Genomic DNA, 16,725 nt, shown 5'->3' on the forward strand with positions numbered 1-16,725 from the left:
CGCCGCGGCCTCGGCGAGGATCATGGTGTGAGGGGGCGACGAGATGACGGATGCCGCGATGGATGCCGCGATGACGGATGCCGCGCTCCGGTGGCTGCTCGACGAGCACACCGACGTGGCGGTGCGGTACCAGGCGCACCGCGATCTTCTCGGGCACCATGACGCCTCGCTCCGTCGCCGGATCGCCGTGGAGGGGGAGGGTGCGGCGCTGCTCGCCGCGCGCGGACCGAACGGCCACTGGGGGCGCGGGTTCTACCAGCCGAAGTGGACGTCGAGCCACTACACGCTGCTGGAGCTGAGGAACCTCGGCCTGCCGCCCGAGACGCCCGCGCCGAGGGAGACGGGCGCCATGATCCTGGCCGAGGAGCGGGGGCGCGACGGCGGACTCAACCCGAGTCGTACCATCGGCCAGAGCGACGTCTGCATCAACGGCATGGCCCTGAACTACCTCAGCTACTTCGGTGCGGCCACGGGCGATCTCGCGAGCATCGTGGACTTCATCCTGTCGCAGCGCATGCCCGACGGCGGCTTCAACTGCCGTTCGAACCGGTCGGGCGCCACGCACTCGTCGGTGCACACCACCGTGAGCGTGATCGAGGGCATCACCGAGTACCTCCGCGGCGGGCATGGGCACCGCGCCGACGAGCTCGCCGCGGCCGCGGCATCCTCGGTCGGATTCCTGCTGCGGCACCGGCTCTTCCGGAGCGAGCACACCGGCGAGCCGATGCACCCGGAGTTCGTGCGGCTCCACCATCCGGCGCGCTGGCACTTCGACATCCTCCGCGGACTCGACGCACTGCGGGACGCCGGCGTCGCGTACGACCCGCGAATGGACGACGCGATCGAGATCCTTCGGCGCCGTCGGCGCGACGACGGGCGCTGGGCGGCGAGCAGCGCCTACCCCGGGGCGACGCACCTGCCGCCGGTCCGTGCCGGCCTGCCGCACCCGTGGGTGACGCTCGGCGCGCTGCGCGTGCTGGGCGCGTACGGCTCGTAGCCGCCCGCCGGATGTTCCCGTTCGCACCCCACGTCTCCGATGGGACGGCAACACCACGCGGGAACGGGAAGATGCGGCGGGAGGTGCGGTGCCTCGCCCTCAACGCGCGGCGAGCGCGTCGATGCCCTCGGGGGAGAGCGCGTGGTGGATGGCGAGCATGCTCGCACCGAGCACCGCGGCGTTCCCTGCGGCCGCGGACTGCACGATCGAGAGGTGCTCGGTCGCCAGCGGCATCGAGCGGGTGTACACGATCTCGCGAACGCCGGCGATGAGGTGCTCGCCCGCGCGGGCCATCGATCCGCCGATCGCGATGACCGACGGGTTGATGAGGCTCACGCAGGCGGTGAGCACCTCGCCGATGTCGCGTCCGGCCTGGCGCACCGCCTGAATGGCGTCGAGATCGCCGCGCTTCACGAGCTCGACGACGTCGCCGCCGGTCTGCACGTCGACACCCTGCTCCCGCAGCGAACGCGCGATGGCCGGGCCCGAGGCGAGCGCTTCGAGGCATCCACGGTTCCCGCAGTGGCAGGGCACGTCGGCGCCGCGCGCGACGCGCACGTGGCCGATGTCACCGGCGATGCCCTGCGCCCCCCGCTGCAGGAGACCGCCCGAGATGATGCCCGAGCCGATGCCGGTGGCCACCTTCACGAACACGAGGTGCTCCACGCTCGGCCAGGCGACCGCGCGTTCGCCCAGCGCCATGATGTTGACGTCGTTGTCGACGAGCACGGGGACCTCGAGGTGCTGCTGCACCCAGCCCGGCACGTCGAATCGATCCCAGCCGGGCATGATCGGCGGGTTCACCGGCCGGCCCGTGGAATGCTCGACCGGCCCGGGCACGCCGATGCCGATGGCGGCCAGGTCGTGGCGATCGCGACCGAGTTCGTCGATGAGGGCGAGGCCCACGTCGACCATCCAGCCGAGCACGGCCTCCGGTCCGAGTGCGATGTCCTTGCGTTCGCTCCGCTCGGCGAGCACCGATCCGGCCAGGTCGGTCACCGCGATGTGGGCGCGCGACGCGCCGAGGTCGGCCGCGAGCACGATGCGAGCGGCGGGGTTCAGGGCGAACTGCGACGGCGGCCGACCGCCCGTGGACGCGGCATCCGCCACCGGGGTGACGAGCCCGAGCCGCATGAGCTCGTCGACGCGGGCCGCGACCGTGGATCGGGCCAGCCCGGTGGACTGCGCGAGGGCGGCCCGGGTGCGGGGCACGCCGTCGCGGAGCAACTGGAACAGTTCGCTCGCCCCCGAGCTCCCGAGCGCCGATCCACGGCTGATGTCGACCATGCTCCGAGTAAAGCACACCGGCTTCCACGACACGGTGAGGAGTCGGATGTCACAGAACAGACATCTTTTGACGAACCACTAGCAAAAGTTGCCTCAGATGTGTCAGCATGGCGGGCATGACAACGGACGTCACCGCCCCGGTCCGCACGCTTCGTGCCGGCTTCGTCGGCGGCGGATTCATGGCCGCCGTGCACTCCAGGGCCGCTCGCGCCGCGCGCGCCGACCTCGCGGGCGCGGCATCCTCCTCACCGAGCCGTTCCCGAGAAGCGGCCGACCGACTCGGCCTCGACGCCGCGTTCGACTCGGTTGACGCCCTCGTCGCGGACCCCGACATCGACGTCGTCCATGTCTGCACCCCCAACGCCCTGCACGCTCCCATCGCGAAAGCGGCGCTCCTGGCCGGCAAGCACGTCATCTGCGAGAAGCCCCTCGCGACCAGGTCGACGGATGCCGCGGAGCTCGCCGCACTCGCCGCCGAGCGTGGACTCGTGGCGGCCGTGCCGTTCGTGTACCGCTTCCACCCGATGGCTCGCGAAGCGCGAGCGCGCGTCGCGCGCGGCGAGACCGGACGCCTCATCAGCGTGCACGGCGCCTACCTGCAGGACTGGCTGGCCGGCCCCCGCGACGACGACTGGCGCGTGGACGCGGAACTCGGCGGGCCGTCGCGGGCGTTCGCCGACATCGGGTCGCACCTCGTCGACCTCGTCGAGTTCGTCACGGGCGACCGCATCGTGCGCCTCAATGCGTCGACCCGCACGGTCTACGAGGCGCGCGCGACGCACGTCGACATCGCCACCGAGGACCTCGCCGCCGTCGTCATCGAACTGGGCTCGGGAGCGGTGGGCACGCTGCTCGTCTCGCAGGTCGCGCCGGGCCGCAAGAACGCCCTCTCCATCGAGCTGGCGGGCAGCGACGCGAGCGTGCGCTTCGAACAGGAACGCCCCGAACGGCTCTGGGTGGGCCGCAGCGGCGGCTCGGGCCTCGTCGACCGCGACCCGGCTCGTCTCGCGCCCGATGCCGCACGCCTGGCGATCGTGCCGGCGGGGCATCCGATGGGCTACCAGGACGCCTTCAACGCGTTCGTCGCCGACGCCTACGCGGCCATCGGCGGGTCGACCCCCGAAGGGCTGCCCGGATTCGACGACGGCCTGCGTGCGGTGCGCGTCACCGAGGCCGTGCTCGCGTCCGCGGCATCCGGCGACTGGACCGAGGTGGCGTCGTGAGCGCGAACCTGGCCGAGTCCGGGCCCGTGCTCGTGGCCGAGGGCCTCGAGAAGTCGTTCTTCGGCGTCACCGTGCTGCGCGGCGTCGGCCTCACGCTGCACCCGGGCGAGGTGCACGGGCTCGTCGGCGAGAACGGCGCGGGCAAGTCGACGTTCATGAAGATCCTCGCGGGCGTGTACGAGCGCGACGCGGGTACCGTCGTGCTCGGCGGCCGTGAGGTCGACTTCTCGCACCCCGTCGAGGCCGCTCGCTCCGGTCTCGCGACCGTGTTCCAGGAGTTCAACCTGCTGCCCGAGCGCACGGTCGCGCAGAACGTCTTCCTCGGCCGTGAGCCGCGGCGCGGCGGTCTCGTCGACCGCCGGGCCATGGTGCGCGAGACGCGCGCGCTCCTCGACGACCTCGGCGTCGAAGGCGTCGATCCGGATGCCCCGGTGCGCACGCTCACCGTCGCGGAGCAGCAGATCGTCGAGATCGTGAAGGCACTGTCGGTCGATGCCCGGGTCATCCAGATGGACGAGCCGACCGCGGCGCTCGCCGACCACGAGGTTGAGCTGCTCTACGCGATCGTGCGGCGGCTCGCCGAGCGCGGGGTGGCGATCCTCTACGTCTCGCACCGGCTCAAGGAGATCTTCGACCTGTGCGACACCATCACGGTGCTGAAGGACGGAGCGCTCGTCTCGAGCGGCCCGGCGTCGGAGCTCGACACCGACGAGCTGGTGCGCCGCATGGTCGGCCGGCCGATCTCGGCCTACTTCCCCGACCGCGAGGAGGGCACCGGGCTCGGCGCGTCGCGCCTCGAGCTCCGCGGCGCGGGCAACGCCTACGTCGACGACATCGACCTCGAGCTGCGCGCCGGCGAGATCGTCGGCGTCGCGGGGCTGCAGGGCTCGGGCCGCACCGAACTCGTCGAGGCGCTGTTCGGCATCACGCCGTTCACGCGCGGCGAGCTTCGGCTCGACGGGCGCCCGGTGCGCATGACCTCGCCGCGGCAGGCGGTCAGGGCCGGAGTCGCGCTCATCACCGAGGACCGCAAGGCCCAGGGCCTCGCGCTCAACCAGTCCGTCGCCGACAACGCGCTGCTCGTCATCCGGTCGGTCTTCGCCCGCCGCACGAGCGACGTGCGGCGGGAGCTGCCGGGCGTGCTCTCGTCGCTCGAGGTCGCCTCGCGCGGCATCGACCAGGAGGTGCAGTACCTCTCGGGCGGCAACCAGCAGAAGGTCGTGCTGGCGAAGTGGCTCGCCACGAAGCCCCGTGTCGTGCTCCTCGACGAGCCGACCCGCGGCATCGACGTCGGGGCCAAGGTCGCCGTGTACACGCTCATGCGCCGTCTCGCGAAGGAGGGAGTGGCGATCCTCATGATCTCGTCCGAGCTGCCCGAGGTGATCGGCATGTCCGACCGCATCGTCGTCATGCACGACGGGCGCGCATCCGCCGAACTCCCCGCGCGCAGCGACGAAGCGACGATCCTCTCGGCCGCGACCGGCACGCTCCGCGTGGGCGGGGAGGAGGCGCCATGAGCGGTCCGGCAGGCAACGCCACCCCGACGAGCGCCACGCCGACCGCACGTCCGCGTCGCCGACCCCTCGACGCGAGCCTCATCGTGGGCATCGCCCTCGTCGCGGTCATCGTGATCGGCGCCGTGCTCGTCGCGAGCGTCGGGCGCAACTTCTTCAGCCCCGGCAACATCCGCGACATCCTCACCGGCATGAGCGTGCTCGGCTTCGTTGCGATCGGGCAGACCCTCGTCATCCTGTGCGCGTCGCTCGACCTCTCGGTGCCCTACGTCGTGAGCCTGTCGAGCCTCATCGCCGCCGACCTCATGGCGGGCGACCCGGCGAACATCCCGCTCGCAGTGCTGGCCGTGCTCGCCGTCGCCGCCCTGATCGGGCTCGCGAACGGGCTCATCGTCACCGAGCTCAGGGTGAACGGCTTCATCGCCACGCTCGGCACCGGCCTCATCATCAAGGGCTACCTCGACTCGAGCTACAAGGGCACCAGCGGCGACGTGCCCTGGGAGTTCCAGCTCATCGGCGCGACGGGCCTCGGCCCCGTGCCGGTGTCGACGCTCATCATGCTCGCGGTCGCGCTCGGCGGGGCGTTCTTCCTCGCCCGCACCCGCACCGGCAACCACATGTTCGCGGTCGGCGGCAACGAGCAGGTGGCACGCCTGTCCGGCATCCGCACCGCACGACCGCTCATCGTCGCGCACGTGCTCTGCTCGGTCACGGCCGCGCTCGCCGGTCTCCTCCTCGCGAGCCGCCTCGGTGTCGGCAGCCCGACGGTCGGCACGCAGGGCGGCTACGACCTGCTCTCGATCGCGGCGGTCGTGCTCGGCGGCACGCTGCTGCTCGGCGGTCGCGGCTCCGTCTGGGGCACGATCGGCGGCGTCGCCATCTTCGCCGTCGTCGACAACGTCATGAGCGTCATGCAGGTGAACCCCTTCCTGAAGGACGTGGTGCGCGGCACCGTCATCGTCGCGGCCGTCGCCGTCTACACGAGCCGTTCGCTCGATCGGCGCAGGCCGAGGTTCGGCGGCGGTTCCGGCGCCACGACGGCCGCGAGTCCGCAGCGTGGCGACCGAGAGGAGGTGCAGGCATGACCGCCGTGACGCCGGAGCGCCCGAGCGCGGGGCGCCGCCTCGCCGGATTCGCGCGCCTGCTCGTGAGCCCGCGCGGTGCGGTGTTCCTGCTCCTGGCCGTGCTGCTCATCGCGATCACGGCACTCAACCCGTCGTTCGCCGAGCCGGGCCAGTTCATCCGGTTCATCCAGCGGGTGGCGCCCGTCGCGATCGTGGCGATCGGGCAGTACTTCGTGATCGTCGGGGGCGAGTTCGACCTGTCGATGGGATCGGTGGTCACCGCGCAGGTCGTCATCGCCGGCAACCTCATCGGGCAGGACGACGCGAGATCGGTGCCGGTGCTCGCGCTCATGCTCGCGTTCGGTGCGCTCGTGGGTCTCGTGAACGGCCTCATCGTGTCGTTCCTCAAGGTGCCGAGCTTCATCGTCACGCTCGGCATGATGCTGGCACTCCTCGGCGCCACGCTGTACTGGACCGGGGGCGCGGCGACCGGCAACCCGGCCGACGGGTTCCGGCAGATCGGCCGCGGCGGCATCGGCGACCTGCCGGTGATCGGCGTCCTGCCGTGGTCGGTCCTCATCCTCGCGGTCGTGCTCGCCGCCGCGATCTGGTTCGCGCGCCGCCCGTTCGGCCGCACGATCATCGCGCTCGGCGACAACCCGGTGACCGCCCGTTACTCGGGTACCCGCACCTGGTGGGTGAAGACGTCGACGTTCGTCCTCTCCTCGCTCTCGGCGACCGTCGCGGGGGTGCTCCTCGTCGGCTATGCGGGCGTGCACCCGAGCGTCGGCCGCGGCTACGAGTTCACGGCCATCACCGCGGTCGTGCTCGGCGGCGTCGTGCTCGGCGGCGGACGCGGCTGGGTGGTCGCCGCCGCGGCCGGCGCGTTCGCGCTCGAGGCCCTGTTCACGCTGCTCAACTTCGCGGGCGTGCCCTCGACGTATCGCGACGCGGTGCAGGGCGCGATCATCATCCTCGCCGTCGCGTACGCGGCGACCACCGTGAGCGCGCGCCGACGCGGGCGCGCCCTCGAGGCGCCGGCCGACGCGCCGTCGCCCGATACGGAACCGTCGCCCGATACGGAGCCGTCGCCCGACACCACGCCGGCCACCGGGCCGGCCCCAGAGACTTCGCCGGCGCCCACGGCGAAGGAGCCCGATCCGTCCCCGGATCCCGCTCGTCCTGCACCCATTCCCTCGACGCAGAGGGCTGACAACGAAACCAAGGGAGGTTCGTGATGCGACGCAGGTTCACTGTGGCATCCGCCATGGTCGGCGCTCTCGCGCTGATCGCGCTCGCCGGCTGTACCACCGACCCCAACGTGACGGCGCCGACGGATGACGCCGACGCCACGGAGGAGTCGGTCGAGTGGTTCGACCAGGAGCTCTACGACAAGCAGGACGCCGAACGCGGCGTCACGCCGGAGGGGCCGGAAGGCCAGCCGTGGCTCCAGTACATCAACGCCGAGTTCGTCGACACCTCGCAGCACGCGAGCGAGGGGGCGAAGAAGGCGTGCTTCGCGAACGCCTCGATCTCGAATCCGTGGCGGCAGACCGGTTGGATCACGATGAACGAGCAGCTGAAGGTGCTGCAGGAGCAGGGCGTGATCTCCGAGATGGAGACGCGCGACGCCCAGGACTCGGATGACACCCAGATCGCCGACATCGACTACTTCATCAACGAGGGGAACTGCGACGTCTTCGTCATCTCGCCGAACTCCACGGCGGCGATGACCCCGGCGGTCGAGCGTGCGTGCGACACCGGCAAGCCGGTCATCGTGTTCGACCGCGGCGTGCAGACCGACTGCCCGACCACGTTCATCCACCCGATCGGCGGCTTCGCGTGGGGGATCGACACGGCCGAGTTCCTCATCGACGAGCTCGACGAGGGCGCCAAGGTCGTGGCGCTGCGCATCCTGCCGGGCGTCGACGTGCTGGAGCAGCGCTGGGCCGCGGCCGAGAAGCTCTTCGACGAGGCGGGCATCGAGGCGGTCGACTACTTCACGGGCGCCGACCCGACCGAGATCAAGAAGATCATCTCCGACGAGCTCGCCAAGGGCGACGTGCACGGCGTGTGGATGGATGCCGGTGACGGCGCCGTCGCGGCTATCGAGGCGTTCGAGGACGCCGGCGTCGACTATCCCGTGATGACGGGTGAGGACGAGATGAGCTTCCTCCGCAAGTGGAAGGAGACCGGGCTCACGGGCCTCGCGCCGGTGTACTCGAACTTCCAGTGGCGCACGCCGCTGCTCGCGATCCAGAAGATCTTCGCGGGTGAGGAGGTGCCGAAGGAGTGGGTGCTCCCGCAGAGCCCGATCACCGCCGGAGAGGTCGACCAGTACCTCGAGGCGAACGACGGCATGCCCGACGGCCACTACGCGAAGTTCGGCGGCGAGGACCTGCCGGGCTACCCGCAGGTCTGGCAGGATCGCGTCATCCCGTAACCCTCAACGCCACCACCACCGAGAGTGCACTCCCAGCCCTTCCGAGGGCGAAGAGTGCACTCTCGGAACTCACTACTCGATCACTGGGCATTCGCGAGGAGGCCGCATGCGTCGCACCATCGGCGTGAACACCTGGGTGTGGACGTCGCCGCTCGACGACGCCGCGCTCGCCGCCATTGCGGCGAAGGCCGCTGGCATGGGCTTCGGGGCGATCGAGCTGCCGATCGAGCAGCCGGGGGACTGGGCTCCGGATGCCGCGGCCGACGTGCTCGCCGAGCACGGGCTCGCGCCCATCGTGATCGGCGCCATGGGGCCCGGCCGCAACCTCGTCGCCGCGCCCGGGTCCGAGATCGTGGCGACGCAGAACTATCTCGTGCACTGCCTCGGCGTCGCAGAGCGGCTCGGGTCCCCGGTGGTCGCCGGACCGTTCACCGCGGCCACCGGACGGGCCTGGCGCATGGACGCCGAGGAACGCGAGGCCCGCTACCGCGAGCTGCGCACGAGCCTCGCGCCCCTCGTCCGGCAGGCGGAGGCACGCGGCATCCGTCTCGCGATCGAGCCGCTGAACCGCTACGAGACCAGCCTCGTGAACACGGTCGAGCAGGCGCTCGAGGCGCTCGGACCGCTGCTCGGCCCGGGCCTCGGCCTGGCGCTCGACAGCTACCACCTCAACATCGAGGAGAAGCACGTCGGCGATGCGATCCGCGCGGCGGGCGAGCACCTCGCGCACGTGCAGGTCTGCGGCAACGACCGCGGGGCCGTGGGCGACGATCACCTCGACTGGCCCGGATTCCTCGACGCCCTCGACGAAACCGGCTATGCCGGTGTGCTCGGGCTCGAGAGTTTCACGGGCGAGAACGCGACGATCGCGGTCGCGGCGTCCGTGTGGCGGCCGCTCGCGGCATCCCAGGACGAACTCGCGGAGCGCAGCATCCGCTACCTGAACGCACTGCAGGACGAAAGGGACGTGACATGACCGCTTCGACGGGCTCGGCGACCGATTCCCACCCTGTAACTCTCTTCACCGGTCAGTGGGCCGACCTCTCGTTCGAGGAGGTCGCCCGGCTCGCCGCCGAATGGGGTTACGACGGGCTCGAGATCGCGTGCTCGGGCGACCATCTCGACCTGAAGCTCGCCGAGGAGGAGCCGGGCTACCTCGACGAGCGCCGCGAGATCCTGAAGCGGCACGGGCTCGAGGTGTACGCGATCTCGAACCACCTGACCGGACAGGCGGTGTGCGACGACCCTATCGACTTCCGGCACGAGGCGATCCTGCGCCCGTACACGTGGGGCGACGGCGACGCCGAGGGCGTCAGGCAGCGGGCCGCCGACGACATGAAGCGCTCGGCGCGCGTGGCGCGGGCGCTCGGGGTCGACACCGTCGTCGGCTTCACCGGGTCGAGCATCTGGCCGTACGTGGCGATGTTCCCGCCCGTGCCGGCGTCGGTGATCGAGGGCGGGTTCGAGGACTTCGCGAATCGGTGGAATCCGATCCTCGACGTGTTCGACGCCGAGGGCGTGCGGTTCGCGCACGAGGTGCACCCGTCGGAGATCGCGTACGACTACTGGAGCTCGGTGCGCACGCTCGAGGCGATCGACCACCGTGCGGCGTTCGGGTTCAACTGGGACCCGAGCCACATGATGTGGCAGGGCATCGACCCGGTCGGCTTCATCCTCGAGTTCCAGGACCGCATCTACCACGTCGACTGCAAGGACACCCGGCTTCGACCGCAGAACGGGCGCGCGGGCGTGCTCGGCTCGCACCTGCCGTGGGGCGATCCGCGACGCGGCTGGGACTTCGTCTCGACCGGGCACGGCGACGTGCCATGGGAGGACGCGTTCCGCGCGCTCGACGCGATCGGCTACACGGGCCCGATCTCGGTCGAGTGGGAGGACGCCGGCATGGACCGCCTGCACGGCGCCAGGGAGGCGGTCGGGTTCATCCGCTCGCTCCTCTGGCCGCGGCCCACCGTCTCGTTCGACGCGGCGTTCTCGAACCAGTAGCGGGCGGATGCCCCGCCGCGGGCGCTGCTCGGGAGGCCCACGCATCGCGAGAGCCGCCGAGCGAGTGGCCCGTTCGGGCCATCCGACGATGGCCCGAAGACGCGATGCCCCCGGGTGCCGCTTCGCGGTGGAATCGATGACAACCGACCGACCCCGTCATACCGGGGCGGGACAGCTACACCAGGGAGTCATCATGTCCGAGACCGTCACCGCCGACATCAGCCGCGCTCGCGCGTCGATCGCATTCGGCCGCGAGCACGGGTACTACCGCGTGCTCTTCGAGGCGGGTCCCGTGGACGCGGCCGGCTTCGCGGAACTCGCGGGGGTGTCCGAGCACCATGCTCGAGCCTGGCTCGACGAGCAGGTCGAGGCGGGCGTGCTCCGCGCCGTCGCCGCCCCGAGCGGCGACCGGGAGGAGCTGCTGCTCCCCGGCGAGCACGTGCCGATCCTCCTCGGCGACCGGGGCGGCCACGAACTCGACGGCGCCCGGGAGCTCCTGGACGAGCACCGCGACGAGCTGCCCGCGGTGCTCGGCGCCGAGCACGAACACCGGCGCGTGCGCGCCTTCGCCGACCACGCCCGCCTGATGCGCGTGGTCTAGGCCGAGCATCCCTCGCCTTCCTAGACTGGGGGCGTGCAGCCCGAGGACCAGGTCATCCGCTACGCGGAGTTCGACGGGACGTCGATCGCCTGGTCCGCGGTCGGCTCCGGGCCGCTCCTGATCGTCGGCGGGTGGTGGTCGAGCCACCTCGAGCTCGACTGGCGCAACCCCGGGTTCCGGCGGTTCGTCGGGGAACTGGCGCGGCATCGCACCGTCGTCCGCTACGACCGGCCCGGCGCGGGCGTGTCCGATCGCGGGGTGATGCCGGCACGCTCGCTCGACGAGGAGGTCGAGACGTTCGAGCGACTCGTCGAGGTCGCCTCGCCGGGTGCCGGGCCGATCTCGCTTTTCGGTGCGTCGTCGGGCGGCGGAGTGGCCTCGCTGTTCGCGGCGAGGCATCCCGAACGCGTCGATCGCATGGTGCTGTACGGCACGTACGCCCGCGGCGTCGATCTCGCGCCGCCCGCCGCGCGCGAGGCGATGCTCGGCGTCATCGAACAGCACTGGGGGCTCGGCTCGCGCGTGCTCGCCGACCTGTTCCTGCCCGATGCGACGGCCGAGGAACGCGACGAGTTCGTCGAGTTCCAGCGTCGCTCCGCCTCACGCGAGGTCGCACTCGCGTCGCTTCGCGCCGTCTACGCCTTCGACGCCTCGGGCCACCTCGGCGACGTGCTCGCGCCCACGCTCGTGCTGCACCGGCGTGCCGACCGCGCGATCCCGTTCGCGCTCGGCAAGGACGTGGCGGGCCGCATCCGCAACGCGCGCTTCGTCGCCCTCGAGGGCGACGACCACTTCCCCTGGCGCGGCGACGTCGACGCCGTCGTGCGCGAGACGCTCGACTTCCTCGGGGTGCCCGTCGAGACGCCCCGGCCGAATGCCGCGGGCGCGGCCGGCGCCGGCGCCGCGCGGCTCACCGAACGCGAACGCGAGGTGCTGCGCCTCGTCGCCCGCGGCGAGACCGACGCCGAGATCGCGGCGCGCCTCGTGCTGTCGGCGCACACCGTGCACCGGCACATCGCGAACATCCGCACCAAGCTGGGGGTGCCGTCGCGCACCGCCGCGGCCGCATGGGCGCTGCGCAACGAGCTCATCTGAACCCCTCGGGTGGGCGCACCTGCCGCCGCCCACCTGCTCAGGTGAGCGAACGGATGCCCCGGCCTGGCCGCTTCCGGCCATGGCGGGTTGGCCGGTTCGGGCGATTCCCCGGCCGCGCGCATCGGCGTTGACTGTGTCCCCGTGCCGGGGATCCGCCCGGCCGTATGACGATGCAAGGAATCACCATGTCCGACACCCTGACCACCGGCGGTGCAGCACGCCCCGAGGGCGACCCGCACGTCCTGGCCGAGGATCCGGCCGTCACCTCGTTCCCGGCCGACGTCACGACCTCGCCCGAGGCCGAGGCCGACGCCGCAGCCCGGGTCGGCGCCTACGCCCAGCAGCTCGTCGGCATGCTCGGCGGCGCCGCCGAACTGCTCACCATCGAGATCGGCCGGCGGTTCGGTCTCTACCGTGCGTTGCACGAGCACGGGCCCATGACCGCCGACCGACTCGCCGCGTCCGCCGGCATCGCCCCGCGCTACGCGCGCGAGTGGCTCGAGCAGCAGGCCGCCGCCGGCCACGTCGCCGTCGAGGTGTCGGGAGACTCCGGACTCGACCGCCGGTTCAGCCTGCCGCCCCTCCACGTGCCCGTGCTCGTCGGCGAGACGCACCCGGCGCACGTCGCCCCGGTCGCGAGCCTCGCCGCGGGCGTCGCACTGGCCTTCCACGAGGTCGTCGCCGACTTCGGCCAGGGCAACGGTGTCGCCTACGACGAATACGGCGCGGAGCTCCGTCGGGGACTCGGCGACCTGCACCGGCCCAGGTTCACGCACGAGATGCGCGGCTGGGTCGACGCGTTGCCCGACCGGGCCGCGGCACTCGACGCGGGTGGCGCGGTGCTCGACGCGGGCTGCGGCACGGGCTGGTCGACGATCTCCCTGGCGAACGCGTTCCCGAACGCGCACGTCGTGGGCCTCGACCTCGACGAGGCCTCCATCGAGGAGGCCAGGGAGAACGCCCTCGCTGCGGGCGTCGCCGACCGGGTCGCATTCGTGCTCGGCGACGCCGCCGACGCCGGGGCCGTGCAGCGTGCCGCCGCCTCGGCGCGAGGTGCGGGGGAGCGCGCCGACGGGGCATCCGGTTTCGACCTCGTCACCATCTTCGAGGCGTTGCACGACATGGGACGGCCGGTCGACGCGCTCGCCGGCATCCGCGCGCTGCTGCGACCGGGTGGCGCGCTCCTCGTCGCCGACGGGCGCGTCGCCGACGAGTTCCACGCGAATGCCGAACCGGTCGAGCGGATGCTGTACGCGCTCAGCGTGCTGCACTGCGTCCCTGCGACGACCGCCGAGTCCGACGCGGTCGCGAACGGCACGGTGCTGCGCGCGCCGACGCTGCGACGGTGGGCGGCAGAGGCGGGCTTCGGGCCGGTCGACGTGCTCGACATCGAGAACCCGTTCTGGCGCTTCTACCGCATCGGGTGAGTGCGCCCTTCCTCGCGTCCGACGGCGCTTCTGCACTGGGGCCGTGGAGCCCGGTGATCAGCTGATCCGCTACGCCGAGCTCGCCATCCTCGAGGCCCGCGTCGCCACCGCCGTCGGCGACGCCGAGGTCGCCGTGTTCGGCGTGTCGTCGGGTGGCGCGGTCTCGTCGTCGTTCGCGGCGAGGCATCACGGAGCGGGTGTCGGCGCTGATCCTGTACGGCTCGTTCGCGAACGGCACCGACCTCGGCCCGCCCGCGGTGCGCGAGGGGCTCGTCGACGTGATCCGCGCCCACGGGGGGTTCGGCTCCCGTGTGCTCGCCGACCTCTTCCTCCCCGACGCGAGCATCGACGATCGCGACGAGTTCGTCGACTCCACCCCGCACCTCGGGCTCATCCGCGCGCCCGCGCTCGTGCTGCACCGGCGCGAGGACCACGCGATCCGGTTCGCGCTCGCGGCGGACCTCGCGGCGCGGATTCCCGGCGCGCGGCGAGCTCACCGATCGGGAGAAGGAGGTGCTGCGCCTCGTCGCGCGGGGCGAGACCGACCAGGCCATCGCCGGCCTCCTCGTGCTGAGCCCGCACACCGTGCATCGGCACCTCGCGAACATCCGCACGAAGCTCGGCGTCCCGTCCCGTGCGGCCGCGGCGGCGTGGGCGCTTCGCCACGGACTCATCCGACGCGACCCGACGCGGCACGGGCGCGGAGCATCCGCCCACCCGGCTCATAGGAAACGCATAGGGCGGCGCGGATACTGGAGGCATGAGCACCACCGCGACATCCCAGCACCGCGCCCCGCAGCTCGCGAAGGGCGACGGCTCCATGGTGCGCGTCCTCGTCGTCGACGACGAGCAGTCGCTCACCGACCTGCTGAAGATGGCGCTGCGGTACGAGGGCTGGGACGTGCGCACCGCCGCCGACGGGCTCACCGCGGTCAAGGTCGCGCGCGAGTTCCGCCCCGACGCGATCGTGCTCGACATCATGCTCCCCGACATCGACGGGCTCGAGGTGCTGCAGCGGGTGCGCGCCGACGGAACCGAGACCCCCGTGCTCTTCCTCACCGCGAAGGACTCGCTCGACGACCGCATCGCCGGCCTCACCGCGGGCGGCGACGACTACGTCACCAAGCCGTTCAGCCTCGAAGAGGTGGTCGCGCGGCTGCGCGGACTCATCCGCCGATCCAGCCTGACGCTCGCCAAGGCGAAGGGCCCCGTGCTCGTCGTCGGCGATCTCACGCTCGACGAGGACTCCTACGAGGTCGCGCGCGGCGGCACGCCCATCGAGTTGACGGCCACGGAGTTCGAGCTGCTCCGCTTCCTCATGCGCAACCCACGCCGCGTGCTCTCCAAGGCGCAGATCCTCGACCGGGTCTGGAGCTACGACTTCGGCGGCCGTGAGTCGGTCGTCGAGCTCTACATCTCCTACCTGCGCAAGAAGATCGACGCCGGTCGCGAGCCGATGATCCACACCGTGCGCGGCGCCGGCTACCTGCTCAAGGCCGCTGGATGACCAGGCCGGGCGATCCCGGCCACGCCGCGGCGGCGCGCGAGGAGGCGACCTCGCACGTCCCGGCTCAGGTGACCGGGCCGATGGCGGATGCCGCGCTCCCGCGTCACCCGGTGACCCTGCACCGGCGACTCCTCGTCATCGTGGCCGCGTTGCTCGTCGCCGTGAGCGCCGTCATCGGCGTGGCGACCGTGGCCATCTTCCACGGCTCGTCGGTGGAGCGCCTCGACGCGAGTCTCCGCGCGACGACGACCCGTGCCGACCAGGTCGACGTCCCGGCGCTTCCGCCCGATCCGTCGGTGCGCGCCGAGGAGTTCCTGCGCGTTCCCGGCCAGCCCGTCGGCACGCTCGCGGCGTTCGTCAGCGACACCACGGTGTTCGCTCGGTACATCTCCGCGGGCGGCGAGGTTCCAGAGCTCGACGTCGCCGCCACCCGCGCCCTGACGGAGGTGCCACTCGACGGCAGGCCGCACACCATCACGGTGGGCTCGCTGGGCGAGTACCGCGCGCTGGCCCTCTCGCTGGAGGCCGCGCCCGAATTCCGTGCCGTGCTCGCCCTGCCCATGGCCGACCTGAATGCACAGACGACGCAACTGGCCTGGACGGTCGCGCTCGTGGCGCTCGCGGGCCTTGCCGTCGCACTCGCGATCGGTTCCGCCGTGGTGCGGCGCGCGCTGAGCCCGCTCGCCGACGTCACCAGCACGGCGCAGCGCGTGTCGGATCTGCCGCTCGACCGCGGCGACGTCGCGCTCGCCGAGCGCGTGCCGGTCGGCGACGAGCGCACCGAGGTCGGCCGCCTGGGCACGGCGTTCAACCGCATGCTCGGACACGTGGCATCCGCGCTCTCGGCCCGCGAGCAGAGCGAGCAGAAGGTGCGCCGCTTCGTCGCGGACGCGAGTCACGAGCTCCGCACGCCGCTCGCCTCGATCCGCGGCTACGCCGAGCTCACGCGGCTGCACGGCGGCGAGCTCCCGCCCGACGTGGTGCACGCGATCGGCCGGATCGAGGCGGAGTCGTTGCGCATGACCGAGCTCGTCGAGGACCTCCTGTTGCTCGCCCGTCTCGACGAGGGCCGCGAACTCGCCGCCCGGCCCGTGGACCTGCGTCAGCTCGTGGTCGACTCGGTCGGCGACGCGCAGGCTGCGGGCCCAGACCACGACTGGCGCGTCGCCGTGCCCGACGAGCCGGTGACCGTCATGGGCGACGCGTCGCGGCTGCACCAGGTGCTGGCGAACCTGCTCGCGAACGCGCGGGCGCACACGCCCGAGGGCACGGAGGTCGTGGTTCGCCTGCAGCGGGTGACGGATGCCGCGCCCGACCGGGTGCGCCTCACCGTGACCGATGACGGTCCGGGCATCGACGCCGGCGTGCGTGCGAACCTGTTCGAGCGATTCGTGCGCGGCGACGCCTCCCGGTCGCGCCGAGCGGGGAGCACCGGTCTCGGGCTCGCCATCGTGCGCGCCGTCGTCGAGGCGCATGGCGGCACGGTCGCCGTCGAGAGCGAGCCCGGTCGCACCGAGTTCACGGTCGACCTGCCCGCCTGATTCGCGGGTCGCGCGGGGAGGC

Annotated in this window: 14 protein-coding genes and 1 pseudogene; 14 read left to right on the top strand and 1 reads right to left on the bottom strand. The window is 72.1% G+C overall.

Annotated features, from left to right (window positions below; translation table 11 throughout):
• Positions 1-43 precede the first annotated feature (43 nt).
• Positions 44-997 carry a hypothetical protein gene (locus EZM51_RS15775; protein WP_248305699.1) on the top strand — a complete coding sequence of 318 codons (954 nt, stop codon included), beginning with the start codon at positions 44-46 and terminating at the stop codon, positions 995-997.
• 99 nt (positions 998-1,096) lie between these two features.
• On the opposite strand, the gene EZM51_RS15780 is transcribed toward EZM51_RS15775, so the two are convergent.
• Entirely contained in the window at positions 1,097-2,284 is a 1,188-nt protein-coding gene (locus EZM51_RS15780; RefSeq protein WP_211195944.1) for an ROK family protein, read from the bottom strand.
• Positions 2,285-2,400: 116 nt separating this feature from the next.
• On the opposite strand from EZM51_RS15780, the gene EZM51_RS15785 reads away from it, so the two are divergent.
• The 13 genes and pseudogenes from EZM51_RS15785 (at position 2,401) to EZM51_RS15845 (ending at position 16,703) form a co-directional block, all read left to right on the top strand.
• Entirely contained in the window at positions 2,401-3,507 is a 1,107-nt protein-coding gene (locus EZM51_RS15785; RefSeq protein WP_136709268.1) for a Gfo/Idh/MocA family oxidoreductase, read from the top strand.
• Complete coding sequence (locus tag EZM51_RS15790) at positions 3,504-5,024, top strand: sugar ABC transporter ATP-binding protein (protein WP_248305700.1); 1,521 nt, start codon at positions 3,504-3,506, stop codon at positions 5,022-5,024. The genes EZM51_RS15785 and EZM51_RS15790 overlap by 4 nt, the downstream gene beginning before the upstream one ends.
• Positions 5,021-6,106 carry an ABC transporter permease gene (locus EZM51_RS15795; protein ID WP_136709269.1) on the top strand — a complete coding sequence of 362 codons (1,086 nt, stop codon included), beginning with the start codon at positions 5,021-5,023 and terminating at the stop codon, positions 6,104-6,106. Before EZM51_RS15790 ends, EZM51_RS15795 begins: the two co-directional genes overlap by 4 nt.
• The gene (locus EZM51_RS15800) at positions 6,103-7,323 is read left to right on the top strand and encodes an ABC transporter permease (protein ID WP_136709270.1); all 1,221 of its coding nucleotides are present in this window, start codon (positions 6,103-6,105) and stop codon (positions 7,321-7,323) included. Before EZM51_RS15795 ends, EZM51_RS15800 begins: the two co-directional genes overlap by 4 nt.
• Positions 7,323-8,528 carry a substrate-binding domain-containing protein gene (locus EZM51_RS15805; RefSeq protein ID WP_136709271.1) on the top strand — a complete coding sequence of 402 codons (1,206 nt, stop codon included), beginning with the start codon at positions 7,323-7,325 and terminating at the stop codon, positions 8,526-8,528. The genes EZM51_RS15800 and EZM51_RS15805 overlap by 1 nt, the downstream gene beginning before the upstream one ends.
• Before the next feature lie 106 nt (positions 8,529-8,634).
• Positions 8,635-9,504, top strand: a complete 870-nt coding sequence (locus EZM51_RS15810) for a sugar phosphate isomerase/epimerase family protein (RefSeq protein WP_136709272.1) — start codon at positions 8,635-8,637, stop codon at positions 9,502-9,504.
• Positions 9,501-10,532: a sugar phosphate isomerase/epimerase gene (locus tag EZM51_RS15815; protein WP_136709273.1), complete on the top strand. Its 1,032-nt coding sequence runs from the start codon at positions 9,501-9,503 to the stop codon at positions 10,530-10,532. Before EZM51_RS15810 ends, EZM51_RS15815 begins: the two co-directional genes overlap by 4 nt.
• 193 nt (positions 10,533-10,725) lie before the next feature.
• Positions 10,726-11,133: a hypothetical protein gene (locus EZM51_RS15820; protein ID WP_136709274.1), complete on the top strand. Its 408-nt coding sequence runs from the start codon at positions 10,726-10,728 to the stop codon at positions 11,131-11,133.
• A 33-nt stretch (positions 11,134-11,166) separates the two neighbouring features.
• Positions 11,167-12,228: an alpha/beta fold hydrolase gene (locus tag EZM51_RS21120; protein ID WP_136709275.1), complete on the top strand. Its 1,062-nt coding sequence runs from the start codon at positions 11,167-11,169 to the stop codon at positions 12,226-12,228.
• Positions 12,229-12,413: 185 nt separating this feature from the next.
• Positions 12,414-13,655 carry a class I SAM-dependent methyltransferase gene (locus EZM51_RS15830; protein ID WP_211195945.1) on the top strand — a complete coding sequence of 414 codons (1,242 nt, stop codon included), beginning with the start codon at positions 12,414-12,416 and terminating at the stop codon, positions 13,653-13,655.
• Positions 13,656-13,964: 309 nt separating this feature from the next.
• A pseudogene (locus EZM51_RS21250) lies at positions 13,965-14,300 on the top strand (helix-turn-helix transcriptional regulator); the annotation flags it as partial.
• Positions 14,301-14,415: 115 nt separating this feature from the next.
• Positions 14,416-15,162: a response regulator transcription factor gene (locus tag EZM51_RS15840; protein ID WP_136709276.1), complete on the top strand. Its 747-nt coding sequence runs from the start codon at positions 14,416-14,418 to the stop codon at positions 15,160-15,162.
• On the top strand, positions 15,159-16,703 hold the full coding sequence (locus tag EZM51_RS15845; RefSeq protein WP_248305701.1) for a HAMP domain-containing sensor histidine kinase: 1,545 nt from the start codon (positions 15,159-15,161) through the stop codon (positions 16,701-16,703). The genes EZM51_RS15840 and EZM51_RS15845 overlap by 4 nt, the downstream gene beginning before the upstream one ends.
• The last annotated feature ends 22 nt before the right edge of the window (positions 16,704-16,725 follow it).

It is taken from the genome of Agromyces sp. H66 (genome assembly GCF_004959775.1).
Classification (GTDB): Bacteria; Actinomycetota; Actinomycetes; order Actinomycetales; family Microbacteriaceae; genus Agromyces.

Excerpts from the sequence above, each read along its gene's own strand:
- EZM51_RS15785 (WP_136709268.1), top strand. The coding sequence starts at position 2,401 with ATGACAACGGACGTCACCGCCCCGGTCCGCACGCTTCGTGCCGGCTTC.
- EZM51_RS15775 (WP_248305699.1), top strand. The coding sequence starts at position 44 with ATGACGGATGCCGCGATGGATGCCGCGATGACGGATGCCGCGCTCCGG.
- EZM51_RS15805 (WP_136709271.1), top strand. The coding sequence starts at position 7,323 with ATGCGACGCAGGTTCACTGTGGCATCCGCCATGGTCGGCGCTCTCGCG.
- EZM51_RS15810 (WP_136709272.1), top strand. The coding sequence starts at position 8,635 with ATGCGTCGCACCATCGGCGTGAACACCTGGGTGTGGACGTCGCCGCTC.
- EZM51_RS15780 (WP_211195944.1), bottom strand. The coding sequence starts at position 2,284 with ATGGTCGACATCAGCCGTGGATCGGCGCTCGGGAGCTCGGGGGCGAGC.
- EZM51_RS15820 (WP_136709274.1), top strand. The coding sequence starts at position 10,726 with ATGTCCGAGACCGTCACCGCCGACATCAGCCGCGCTCGCGCGTCGATC.
- EZM51_RS15795 (WP_136709269.1), top strand. The coding sequence starts at position 5,021 with ATGAGCGGTCCGGCAGGCAACGCCACCCCGACGAGCGCCACGCCGACC.
- EZM51_RS15815 (WP_136709273.1), top strand. The coding sequence starts at position 9,501 with ATGACCGCTTCGACGGGCTCGGCGACCGATTCCCACCCTGTAACTCTC.
- EZM51_RS15845 (WP_248305701.1), top strand. The coding sequence starts at position 15,159 with ATGACCAGGCCGGGCGATCCCGGCCACGCCGCGGCGGCGCGCGAGGAG.
- EZM51_RS15800 (WP_136709270.1), top strand. The coding sequence starts at position 6,103 with ATGACCGCCGTGACGCCGGAGCGCCCGAGCGCGGGGCGCCGCCTCGCC.
- EZM51_RS15840 (WP_136709276.1), top strand. The coding sequence starts at position 14,416 with ATGAGCACCACCGCGACATCCCAGCACCGCGCCCCGCAGCTCGCGAAG.
- EZM51_RS15830 (WP_211195945.1), top strand. The coding sequence starts at position 12,414 with ATGTCCGACACCCTGACCACCGGCGGTGCAGCACGCCCCGAGGGCGAC.